The following is a 12077-nucleotide window of genomic DNA, read 5'->3' on the forward strand; positions in this document are numbered from 1 at the left end:
TTATCATCCTCGCCAGGTTTGCCCGGCACTCAACACCCCAGCACTCAAAACGGCAGCCATTTTCATCCTCTGCTGGTGGCGCTGAAAGCGCCATGGGTGCCTACTTACCTTCCACTTCTTTCATCCTGTCCACAAGGCGCTCCAGCCCCAGGGCTTCGGCCCAGGGTACGGGCACAAATTGGCCGTCCTTTTTCAGCATGGGGGTCATTGGTTCTTCCACGTAGAGCAGCTCCAGGCCCAGGCGGCCTTTGAGGCACAGGGGCCGGCCGGGGCCGGGTTCTTTTGCTGTAATGCCGATCACTTTCCCGTCTTTGATGTTCAGCTCAAAGGTACAGCCGCTTTCACAAAAAGTGCAGGTGACGGGTTTCTTTTGCATTTCCCAGGTGCGCCCTTTGCCGGCCATGGGCCTGTAGGTCAACGCCCCTACCGGGCAGACGGCCACGCAGCGGGCGCAATAAACACAGTCAGACTCGCCGAGGGGTACGTCCATGGCCGTAACCACCCTGGTGTTAAAGCCCCGGTAGCCGAAGTCAATCACGCTGCGCCCGGGTACGGCCTGGCAGGTGCGCACGCACTTGCCGCACAGGATGCACTTATTTTGATCCCTGATGATGTAGGGGTTGGAATCATCCAGGGGGTAATTTTTCCTCTCGCCGTGAAAGCTGGTCTGTCGAACCCCGTACATGAAGGCATAATCCTGCAAACGGCAGTCGCCGTTTTTTTCGCAGGTCAGGCAGTCCTGGGGGTGGTTGGCCAGCAGCAAATCGATAATGGTACGCCGCGCCTCAATTACCGCTTCCGAGGCGGTGTGGACCACCATCCCCTCGGCCACGGTGGTCACGCAGGAGGCCGGCAGGTTGCGCATTCCAGGTATCTCCACGATGCACAGGCGGCAGGCCCCAAACCCCGGAATGGCCGGGTCGTGGCACAGGGTGGGGATGAAAATCCCCGCCGACCGGGCCGCATCCAGCACGGTGGTGCCGGCCGGTACGGTCACTTTTTTCCCGTCTATGGTTAAAGTGACATTGGCCACTTGCATTCCCCCTCATTCCTCACTGAAACGGATACATCACTACGTCCTTCCGGCGTAAATGTTCAGCGATCCCGCTATGGTGCCGTGTTGTCACGCGCTGACAGCACCACGGCTCGCTTTGGACAACGCGGCACCGTGCCGGTGGCGACGGTTTTACTGAACAATTACCTTCCGGCAATTTAAATTATTAGACCCGTCAGCGGTCGCTTACGCCTTTTCCACGGCGCCGAACTTGCACTTCTGCATGCAGTTGCCGCACTTGATGCACCGGGAAATATCGATGACGTGGGGCTGTTTCTTTTCGCCGCTGATGGCCCCGGCCGGACAGGCGCGGGCACAGCTGCCGCAGCCGGTGCACTTTTCGGCGTTGATGGTGTACACCAAAAGCGCCTGGCAGACGCGGGCCGGGCAGCGTTTATCCCTGATATGGGCCTCGTATTCGTCCCGGAAGTAGCGCAATGTGGACAGGATGGGGTTGGGGCAGGTCTGTCCCAGGCCGCACAGGGCCGTGTTTTTAACCACCCGGGCCAGCCGCTCCAGGGTCTCGATGTCCTCCTCCTTACCCTGGCCTTCGCAGATGCGGGTGAGGATTTCCAGCATGCGCTTGGTGCCCTCCCGGCAGGGAGTGCATTTGCCGCAGGATTCGGCCTGGGTGAAGTTCAAGAAGAACCGGGCCACATCCACCATGCAGGTGGTTTCATCCATGACCACCAGGCCGCCGGAACCCATGATGGCCCCTGCGGAGGTGAGGGATTCGTAGTCGATGGGCAGGTCCAGCTGTTCCTCGGGCAGGCAGCCGCCGGAGGGCCCGCCGATCTGCACGGCTTTGAACCTCTTGCCGTCCCGGATGCCGCCGCCCACGCCAAAAATGATCTCCCGCATGGTAATGCCCATGGGCACTTCCACCAGGCCGGTGTTGTTCACCCTGCCGGTCAGGGCGAAAATCTTGGTGCCCTTGCTCTTTTCCGTGCCCATGGCGGCATACCAGGCGCCGCCGTTGCGGATGATCAGGGGCACATTGGCAAAGGTTTCCACATTGTTGATATTGGTGGGCTTGCCCCATAAACCTTTTTGCGCCGGGAAGGGCGGTCTCGGCCGCGGCATGCCCCTGTTGCCTTCAATGGAGGTCAAAAGGGCCGTCTCTTCGCCGCAAACAAAGGCCCCTGCCCCGGCCTTGATCTTGATGCGGAAGTTGAACCCGGAATTGAGGATGTTGTCCCCTAAAAGGCCGCATTCCTCGGCCTGGGCAATGGCTATCTTGAGCCGGTGAATGGCCAGGGGATACTCGGCCCGCACGTAAATATAGCCTTCATCGGCACCAACGGCATAGCCGCAGATCAGCATCCCTTCCAGCACCGCGTGGGGATCCCCTTCCAGGACGCTGCGGTCCATAAAAGCGCCCGGGTCCCCTTCGTCGGCGTTGCAGACCACATACTTCTTGTCCCCTTCCGCCGCGCGGACAAAGCTCCACTTCATCCCGGTGGGAAAACCGGCGCCGCCCCTGCCCCGCAGGCCGGAGATCTTTACTTCTTCAATTACCTGCTCGGGGGTCATTTCAAACAGGGCTCTGGTCAGGGCCAGATAACCGTCATTGGCCACATAGTCGGCAATTTCTTCGGGATTGATGTGCCCGCAGTTGGCGAGCACCAGGCGCTTTTGCTTGGCGTAGAAGGGAACGGTCTCGTAGGTGAGGGATTTTTCACCGGTGGCGGGATCAACGTAGAGCAGGCGCTCAACCACCTGGCCTCCCACCAGATGGCCGGCCACAATCTCGGGAATATCCTCTACCTGCACCCGGGTGTAGAAAACCTTCTGGGGCTCAACGATCATTAAGGGACCCTGCTCGCAGAAACCGTGGCAGCCGGTGATTTTGACCGATACTTTGTCCTGCAAACCCTGCTTGGCGAGCTCTTCCACCAGGGCATCCACCAGTTTGCGGGAACCGGAGGAGGTGCAGCCGGTACCGGCGCAAATGAGAATCTGCCGCCTGGAGCTGTCTTCAGGCAGGTGGATATCCTCCAGAAATGCCCTGTATTTAGCCCGGCAGCTTTCATCCTCGTGGCACAGGGGCCCCTGCCGGCGGCATTTGATATAGTCTTTGCAGGGGCTGGCCGGGGAATGGAAACACTTTTCACAGCATTTATCCATTAATGACTTCATTTCTCTCGCCGCCCCCTTTCTATTCGTACTGCTCGAGAACTTCTGCCGCCCGCTCCGGGGTCAGACGGCCGTGGGTATCCTCGTTGACCATCATCACCGGCGCCAGGCCGCAGGCACCCAGGCAGGCCACCGTCTCCAGGGTGTAGCGCAGGTCGGCGGTGGTTTCGTTTCTGCCCACGCCAAGCTTCTCCGATACCGATTCAAATACCCGGGCCGCCCCCCGCACGTGGCAGGCCGTCCCCTGGCAGATTCTGATAATATTCCGCCCCCGGGGTTTTAAGTGAAACTGGGCGTAAAAGGTGGCCACCCCGAAGACCTTGCTGAAGGGAACTTTCAGCTCGGCGGCTATCCTTTGCATCACTTCCCCGGGCAGGTACCCGTAAATCTCCTGAGCTTCCTGCAACAGCGGGATGAGCGCCCCTTTAGTGCCCCGGTACTGCTCAAAAACTTTCTCCAGGGCTTCTTTTTTGGCCGCTTCATCCTGGCATCCACACTGACAGCTCACCAAAATTTCCCTCCTCCCATTGCTCTCCCTTGCAGGTGTAAATAAACCCGCTACTAATACAGCCAACAGCCTGCGCATTACAAGTGCACAGGCTTTACCAGCGGGTGTAAACAACCCGCTCCTCGGTAACCAGAATGTGCACCGGGCAATCGTGGGGGCCGGCATAAACCTGCGGGCGGATCTGCAGCTCAAAAGCCAGGGCCAGCCAAACAGTATCCGGCCTGGTGCGGGGCAGGAAGCGGTCATAAAAGCCACCGCCATAACCCAAACGGTTGCCCTTCAGGTCAAAGGCCACCCCGGGCACCACCACCAGATCCAGTTCCTGGGGCTCCAGAGGGCGCAGGCACTCCGGGCGGGGTTCTAAAATGCCCCAGGTTCCCGGTGCCAGATCGCCCGGGTATTCCAACAACAAGGAGGGGGTGAGCCGCCTGCCGGCCACATCGGTCACCGGCACGGCCACCCTTTTGCCCCGGGCCATGGATTCCATGATCAGGGCGCCGGTCTGCACCTCGTTGCGGAAGTCAACATAGGCCATGAGAGTCCGGGCCCTTTGAAACTCCTCCAGGGACAGCACGCGGCGCAAAATCCGCCCGCTTTTTTCGGCTATTTCTTCCGGAGAAAGACTGCCCCGTGCTTTTAATACATCCTTTCTTAATTCGCCCTTGCCCACCAGAAATCCTCCAGCTGTCAGATTTCAATAAAAATTTTTAATCAGTCCCGGGGAAAACAATTCGCCGGCAATGAAAAAGTTCCTTCATTAATGAGCCGGCGATTCACTGGATCATAATTAACGGTATTCCGCTGTGACTTCCTTCCCCTTTTTCCTGAGCAAACGGATTAATTGTTCGATAGTCCGGTGTTTGTAAGTGCAATCCCCGGCCGGGTTGACGGCCAGCCCTACGATAAAATGGATCAAGTCCGCCCCGAGCAGGATGGCCGCCAGCCGGCTGGCGCCGTCCCGGGCCTTCTGCAAATCTTCGAGGGGCACACCCTGGCGCAGGTGTTCCAGGGCGTAAAGCACGGTCAGGGTACCTTCGGTAACCAGGTCAATGCCGGCAATGAAGCCTACCGGCGGCACCCGGTCGCTGCGGGTGGAAAGGTCCACCTCTATTTCCCTGCCCAGAACGCGGGCCACAATGCTGGCCGTGCTACCCCCGCAGACCACCTTCACCCCGGGCGAGCGCACCAGTTTTTCCACCACCAGGGCATCGGCGGACCTGTCCATGGGGGGCCCGATCATTACCGTCACCTTACGGGGGGCGAGGGCTTTCACTACCACCACGCTGGTATCGTCACCCGGCCGGGCGGTATAAAGCTGGTGGCACCGCTGGATTAATTCCTTTGCCCAGGCTGCCGCGTCCATGTTTTTGGCGGCCAGCTCCAAAAGAAAGGTTCGTACCCCGTCCCAGCCCCAGCCCCGGTTAAGGACGCCGCCAATACCCGCGTGCACCACCCCGTCGCTGATCAGCACCAGCCAGTCCCCTTCCCGGAAATCGAAAAAAGCTTCCGTAATTTCTTTGTCATTGATCACCCGCCGGATACGGCTGATTTCCCTCAACCGGTCCCCGTGGCCCAGGAAGGCCCTGGGGTTGTCGTATTCCACCAGATAAGCCCGGCCGCCGGCCATGACCTGCAGGATGGAGAAGGTGCTGTAGGCCAGCTTGCGCACCCTGCAGGTGGGCAGGGTCTGCACCAGGGTTTCAATGACTTCTTCGATTTCCCCGCCCATGCGCAGCATGGTGGCGGCAGTTTTGGTGGTCAAAGAAGAGAGAATATTGGCCTTCACCCCGCTGCCCAGGCCGTCGGAGAGGACCACGATGGTGGAAGAGCGGGTTCGAACCACCTCGATGCTGTCGCCGCAGAGCTCTTCCCCGGCCTTATTTAGCTGAGCCATCCCAATGTCAAGGGAAATTTTCATGAAAACTCGCCGCTGGAGTACCCCCGATTTTATTCGAGGGAAGAGAGCGGCTCACCCCCCTTATCTACAGCCACTACTCCTGCATCAGGCGAATTAACTGGCTGAGCAAAACCTTGGTCTCCGCCGTGGTTTCCCCCAGCAGGCCGGCAATTTCCTGGGCCACCTTCATCTGCTTGTTAATGACCTCCTGAGCCCGCTTGATGGTCTGGGCCTTCATTTGCCTTAACTCTTCCTGCTGGCGCTTCTCGTGGGTGATGTCCACCAGGATGCCCACCACAACCTCCCCCTTTTCCAGGGGAAAGATTACTTCCCGGATGATCCGGTCGTGTTCGTCATAGGTATGCAAAACGTTCAAGGGTTCCCCGGTAGCCAGCACCCGGCGGAAGTTGGTGGCATCGAGCAGTTGATCCAGCTTCCGCCCGGTAATTTCTTTCCCCTGCCAGCCAAACATCTCCCGGGCCGCCGGGTTTACCTCCAGGATCTCCAGGTGCCGGTTCACAATAATACAGCCGTTGGGCATGGCATTGATCACCAGGTTGGACATGGATTCCGCCCGGCGCCGCATGTAGGGGATGCACATCTGCACCTCGGCCATCCCCCAGTACACCGCCGCGGCCTTTTCCCGGCAGGAGTTGTAGCCGCAGGCACCGCAGTTTAATTCGTCCTGGGGTGTGTACTTGCCCGTTTGCGCCAGTATTTGTTTGATGGCTTCCTCAGGCGGTTCGGGCCGGTAAATCTTGCGTTCCCGATAGCGCCGCCGGAGCACGTCCAGGGGCAGGGGCTTGGTCTCCTCGTCCCCCTTGAGGGGAGCCGCGGAGGACCTGGCCCGGAAGTATTCAATAATCCTCTGGCGGCGCACGAAAATATCCCCGGCAGTCTCCATGAGGGGGCCGGCAATACACCCGCCGTTACAGGCCAGCAATTCCATGAAGGCCGGGGGGTGTTTGATTTCCCCCCGCTGCAGCTGGGAAAGGAAATCAATGCAGTTGACCAGCCCCGAGATGGCCACCACCCGGGCATTCAGCATATCGGTGCTCATGGACAAGGTGTGCAGCTGGCCGCCTTCCACGGGAAATAGAACGGCCTTATGGGGACGGGGGGGATCAAATTCCGCCGGGGAAAATCGGTCGGGGGAAAACCCTTCCTCCTTGAACCACTGCCAGAGTTCATCAAATCCCAGCACCTCATCAATGGCATCGGGAAATTGCCTGGCTTCTTCTTTTTTGGCGATACAGGGCCCGATGAAGACCACCCGGCTTTGCGGGTGGTTTTGTTTGATCCACCGCCCGTGGGCCACCATGGGGGACACCAGGGGAGCAAGCATGGAAATCAACTCCGGGTAGTATTTTTCCACCAGGTTCACCACCACCGGGCAGGCAGTGGAAATGTACGATGTGCCTCCGGGCAATTGCTTTTGCGCCCGGCAGACCAGTTCGGCCCCCCAGGAAGTTTCCTGCACCAGGGCAAATCCCAGGGCTTTGAGCATAGCGGGCAGGGCCAGGGCATACCCGGGGGGCAGCACGGCGGCAAAGGAAGGGGCCACACTGGCCACCACAGGGTCGCCGCAGGCCAGCAATTTCTTAACCCGCTCCTGGCTTGAGGACACCTTTTTCGCCCCCTGGGGGCAGGTTAAAACACACCGGCCGCAAAGGACGCAAAGGTCTTCCACAATGCGGGCACGCAGCTTGTCGTTTTCCGCCTCGATACGGATGGCCTTGACCGGACAGGAACGGATGCAGCGGTAACAGTCCCGGCAGCGGTCGGCCACGGTGGTGATGGGAAAGGTTGTCTGTTCACCCACTTAAAGCGCCCCCTCGTACCGTGAAAACGTGTTTGAAGTCTATTCTACGACAAAGGACGGGGTTCCTGCCCCGTCCCTTGTCGCACCGCCCTTCCTTAAACCACCCAGGGCGGCTCGGCCTTGATGGCAATCTTAGTCCTGAAGACTTCTTCGGCGTTATCCAGGGTTACGTTGGTAATGATTTCGTCGTTGACCTTAATGCTCACTCCCCGGTCGCAGTGCTCCAGGCAGAAGGTTCCCTTCAGCTGCACGTAATCGGCGATGCCCATCTGCCGCGCCAGGGTCATGAACTTATTTAAAATGTCATAGGAACCTTTGAGGTAACAATTGGTACCCACGCAAACCGCTACCTCCACCGGGCGCTCTTCCCGGCGGTCGCTCACTTCCACGGGCTTGCCGCTGATGCGCCGCCGCGGGTAGTAGCGGGTATGCAGGGCCTGATGGGTATTGGCGTTGGCCGGGCCGCCAAACCACCGTTCCAGGGCCCTGGTGACAAAAATGTTGTCCTGGGGCCTGTGCAGCTGTTCCGCCCGGTCCAGGGCGTAAAGGCCCTTCATACGCCCCAGCCGGGAAGCGGTATTGTTGGGGTAAGGCTGACCGCCGCCGCCAAGGCAGCCGCCGGGACAGGCCATCACTTCCACGGCATGATAGAAGGCTTCCCCCGATTTGATACGGTTGATGAGCTTCTCAGCATTGGCCAGGCCGTTTACCACCGCCAGCTTGAGGTTTTGCCCGCCGATCTCCAGTTCCGCCTCCTTAATTCCCTGTATACCCCGCACGGGGTAAAAATCCACCCGCCCCACATCACCGGAGGACTGCTGGGCCGCAACAAAGCGCACCACCGATTCCATCACTCCGCCCGAGGCACCGTAAATGACCGCCGCGCCTGAGCCCATCCCCAGGGGATTGTCAAACACTTCCGGCTCCAGTTCGTTAAAGACAATGCCCGCTTCCTTAATCATCTGGGCCAGCTCCATGGTAGTGAGGACGAAATCCACATCGGGGACGCCCCCGGTGGTAAATTCGGGCCGTCTGGCTTCAAACTTTTTAGCCGTACAGGGCATTACCGACACGCAGATCACTTCCGCCGGATTCTTACCAATCTCCCGGGCGTAATATTTCTTCACCAGGGAACCGAACATCTGCTGGGGAGACCGGCAGGTGGACAGGTTTTCCAGGAGGTCGGCGTGGAACTGCTCGGCATATTTCACCCAGGCCGGGCAGCAGGAGGTGAACAGGGGCAGCCTGCCGCCCTTTTCCAGCCGGCCCAGCAGCTCCATCCCTTCCTCGATGGTGGTCATATCGGCAGTAAACAGGGTGTCAAACACGCGGTCAAAACCTATTTTCCGCAGGGCCGCCACCATTTGCCCGGTGGCCTTTTCCCCGGGCAGGAGGCCAAATTCCTCGCCGATGGCCACCCTTACCGCCGGAGCCACCTGCACCACCACCACTTTATCCGGATCGTGGATGGCGTCCCAAACCTTATCCACTTCCGACTTGATCGTCAGGGCGCCGGTAGGACACACGGCCACACATTGACCGCAGTTGACACAGGCCACTTCCTGCAGGGGTTTGCCAAAGGCGGTAGTTACCTGGGTTTTGGAACCCCGGAAGGCAAAGTCCCAGATCCCCAGCCCCTGGACCTCCTTGCACATGCGCACGCAGTCGCCGCAGAGGATGCACTTGTTGGGGTTCTTTACCAGGGCCGGGGAAGTATTATCCACCGGCATCTTTTTATCCCGCTGACCGAAGCGGACCTCCGTAACCCCCATCTGGCGGGCCAGCTGCTGCAGTTTGCAGCTGCCGCTGCGCCCGCAACTGGTGCATTCCCGGTCGTGGTTGGCCAGGAGCAGTTCGATAATCATGCGGCGCAACCGGCGGGTGCGGGGGGTGCTGGTGTGAATAACCATGCCGTCGGCTGGAGGCGTTGAACAGGAGGCCACCAGCCCCCGGCCCTCCACCTCCACCATGCACATGCGGCAGGCCCCGTAAACGCTCAATTCCGAGTGGTAGCAAAAGGTAGGCAGCTTGATACCGGCCCGGCGCACTACTTCCAGGATGTTCCTGGCATCATTTATTTCCACCACATGACCATCTACGGTAACTTTCCCTGTAGACATACCCATTGGCACTTCCTTTCCTCATGATATCAGGCGGTGTAAACAGCGCCGAACTTGCATTTCTCCATGCAGGTGCCGCACTTAATGCATTTAACCAGGTCAATGGTGTGGGGCTGTTTTTTCTCACCGCTGATGGCTTCCACCGGGCAGTTCCTGGCACATAAACCGCAGCCCCTGCATTTTTCCTGGTCAATAAAGTAACTGAGCAGTGCCTTGCAGACTCCCGCCGGACATTTTTTCTCCCGCACATGGGCTTCGTATTCATCACGGAAGTAGCGCAGGGTGGTGAGCACGGGGTTGGGAGCGGTCTTGCCCAGGCCGCACAGGGCACCGTCTTTGACCACCAGCGCCAGCTCTTCCAGCAGGATCAGGTCTTCCTCCGTGGCCTTACCCCGGGTTATTCTGGTCAGGAGCTCCAGCATCCGCCTGGTCCCTTCCCGGCAGGGCACACATTTGCCGCAGGACTCATTCTGTACGAAGGTCATGAAGAACTTGGCCACTTCCACCATACAGCTGTCCTGCCCGATGACCACCATGCCGCCGGAACCGATCATTGCCCCCACCTGTTGCAGGGAGTCGAAGTCCAGGGGCAGGTCCAGGTGCTCTTCCGTCAGGCAGCCTCCGGAAGGCCCTCCGATTTGCACCGCCTTGAATTTTTTGCCTTCCCGCAGCCCACCGCCGATGGAAAAAACCACTTCCCGCAGGGTAATGCCCATGGGCACCTCCACCAGACCGGTGTGGGCCACCTGACCGGCCAGGGCAAAGGTCTTGGTACCGGGGCTCTTGGGAGTGCCGTACTGCTTGAACCAGCCCGCTCCCCGGGAGATAATAGGAGCCACGTTGGCCAGGGTTTCCACGTTATTGATGATGGTCGGGCAGCCCCAGAGGCCGCTCTGGGCCGGGAAGGGAGGACGGGGACGGGGCATGCCGCGCTGGCCCTCAATGGAGGCAATCAAAGCTGTTTCCTCGCCGCAGACAAAGGCGCCGGCACCCTCTTTAATGTGGATGCGAAAAGCGAATCCGCTGCCCAGGATGTTGTCGCCCAGAAAGCCAAGAGCTTCGGCATCAGCCACGGCCTTTTTCAACCGTTTTACCGCCAGGGGGTATTCGGCCCGGACGTAAATGTACCCTTCGTCCGCACCGATGGCATAACCGGCAATCATCATCCCTTCCAGCACCCGGTGAGGAGCGCCTTCCATCACGCTGCGGTCCATGAAGGCCCCGGGGTCGCCTTCGTCGCCGTTACAAATGACATATTTTTTGTCCCCCGCGGCAGACCGGGCAAAGGCCCACTTCCGGCCGGTGGGAAAACCCGCTCCGCCACGGCCGCGCAAACCCGAGTCCATTACTTCCTTAATTACGTCTTCTGGAGTCATCTCAAAAAGGGCTTTTTCCAGGGCCTGATAACCGCCGTGGGCCAGGTAATCACTGATATCCTCCGGGTTAACCAGGCCGCACAATTCCAGGGCCACCCGCACCTGATTCTGGTAAAAGGGGATATCCTCCTCCCGGGCCACCACCTGGCCGGTAACCGGATGATGGTAGAGCAACCTTTCTACGGGTCGTTTATGAACAATGTGCTCTTCAACGATCTCCGGGACGTCCTCTTTTTTGACCTTTAGATACAACACCCCTTCCGGCTCAAATCGCACCAGGGGACCCATCTGGCAAAACCCGTGGCAGCCGCTGATATTTAAAGCGGTCCCGGCGTTTTCCTCCTCTTGCACCAGCTCTAATTTATAAGGTAAACCTCTTTTGACCAGTTCCTCCCGGAAGGCTTCGTATACGCCCAGGGAGCCGTTGGCCACACAACCGGTACCGGCACAGATTAAAATGCGCAGCTTTTCTTTTTCCAGGGCCCCCCTGGCCCGCTCTGTGAGCGCCTGCAAATCCTGCCTTGATTTAAGCATGGACTTCCCTCCGTTCTTCTTTGCTTTCCCCCGATTTTATAGCCCGCAACACCCTTAAAACATCTTCGGGCGTCATCTGCCCGTGCACTTCCCGGTCGTTAATGGTTACCACCGGAGCCAGCCCACAGGCCCCCAGGCAGGATACCGTTTCCACCGTAAACTGCAGGTCATCGGTTGTCTGCTGGCCTTCCGCAAGTCCCAGTTCCTTGCGCAGGGCAAAATGGATCGGTTCGGAACCCCGCACGTGGCAGGCCGTGCCGTCACAAACCCGGATGACATATTTGCCCTTGGGAACCAGGGAAAACTGGGCGTAGAAGGTGGCCACCCCGTAGACCACCGCCGGCGGAATATTTAAAGCCGTGGCAATATAGGTCAGTACTTCTTCGGGCAGGTAGCGGTATTCTTGCTGCACTTCCTGCAGGATGGCAATCAAATGCGACACCTTACCTTCGTAACGGGCGATAATTTCCTGCAACTTTTCAAACTTTCTGCCCGTTCCCTCCATACAAATCCCTCCCACTCTTCAAAAGTTTTAGACTTTACCGATTCAAATTTTAATGATTTTTCTGCATACTACAATGAAAGCTAAATAAACAACATAAAACACATAAATCTCTTTAAAAAAGAAAA

Annotated in this window: 9 protein-coding genes; all 9 read right to left on the bottom strand. The window is 58.7% G+C overall.

Translation table 11 applies throughout. From position 1 onward, the window contains the following. Window positions 1-100 precede the first annotated feature (100 nt). The 9 genes from G7K71_RS16260 to nuoE (G7K71_RS16300) all read right to left on the bottom strand — a co-directional run bounded on the left by G7K71_RS16260 (window position 101) and on the right by nuoE (G7K71_RS16300) (window position 11952). The gene (locus G7K71_RS16260; protein ID WP_166348758.1) at window positions 101-1033 is read right to left on the bottom strand and encodes a 2Fe-2S iron-sulfur cluster-binding protein; all 933 of its coding nucleotides are present in this window, start codon (window positions 1031-1033) and stop codon (window positions 101-103) included. A gap of 207 nt (window positions 1034-1240) precedes the next feature. Then, window positions 1241-3193 carry an NADH-quinone oxidoreductase subunit NuoF gene (gene nuoF / locus G7K71_RS16265; protein WP_166348761.1) on the bottom strand — a complete coding sequence of 651 codons (1953 nt, stop codon included), beginning with the start codon at window positions 3191-3193 and terminating at the stop codon, window positions 1241-1243. A gap of 19 nt (window positions 3194-3212) precedes the next feature. Then, window positions 3213-3698: an NADH-quinone oxidoreductase subunit NuoE gene (nuoE, locus tag G7K71_RS16270; protein WP_166348764.1), complete on the bottom strand. Its 486-nt coding sequence runs from the start codon at window positions 3696-3698 to the stop codon at window positions 3213-3215. A 94-nt stretch (window positions 3699-3792) separates the two neighbouring features. Beyond that, window positions 3793-4368: a 5-formyltetrahydrofolate cyclo-ligase gene (locus G7K71_RS16275; protein ID WP_166348767.1), complete on the bottom strand. Its 576-nt coding sequence runs from the start codon at window positions 4366-4368 to the stop codon at window positions 3793-3795. 117 nt (window positions 4369-4485) lie between these two features. Then, entirely contained in the window at window positions 4486-5616 is a 1131-nt protein-coding gene (locus G7K71_RS16280; protein WP_166348770.1) for a SpoIIE family protein phosphatase, read from the bottom strand. Window positions 5617-5689: 73 nt separating this feature from the next. Beyond that, window positions 5690-7417, bottom strand: coding sequence for a [Fe-Fe] hydrogenase large subunit C-terminal domain-containing protein (locus G7K71_RS16285; RefSeq protein WP_166348773.1), 1728 nt, complete (start codon window positions 7415-7417; stop codon window positions 5690-5692). A 95-nt stretch (window positions 7418-7512) separates the two neighbouring features. Further along, the gene (locus G7K71_RS16290) at window positions 7513-9537 is read right to left on the bottom strand and encodes an NADH-dependent [FeFe] hydrogenase, group A6 (protein ID WP_166348776.1); all 2025 of its coding nucleotides are present in this window, start codon (window positions 9535-9537) and stop codon (window positions 7513-7515) included. A gap of 29 nt (window positions 9538-9566) precedes the next feature. Then, a complete protein-coding gene (gene nuoF / locus G7K71_RS16295) occupies window positions 9567-11447 on the bottom strand; it encodes an NADH-quinone oxidoreductase subunit NuoF (RefSeq protein WP_166348779.1) in 1881 nt (626 codons plus the stop codon). Continuing rightward, entirely contained in the window at window positions 11440-11952 is a 513-nt protein-coding gene (gene nuoE, locus G7K71_RS16300; protein WP_166348782.1) for an NADH-quinone oxidoreductase subunit NuoE, read from the bottom strand. The genes nuoF (G7K71_RS16295) and nuoE (G7K71_RS16300) overlap by 8 nt, the downstream gene beginning before the upstream one ends. Window positions 11953-12077 lie beyond the last annotated feature (125 nt).

Source organism: Desulfofundulus sp. TPOSR, from assembly GCF_011393055.1.
Lineage (GTDB): Bacteria > Bacillota > Desulfotomaculia > Desulfotomaculales > Desulfovirgulaceae > Desulfofundulus > Desulfofundulus kuznetsovii.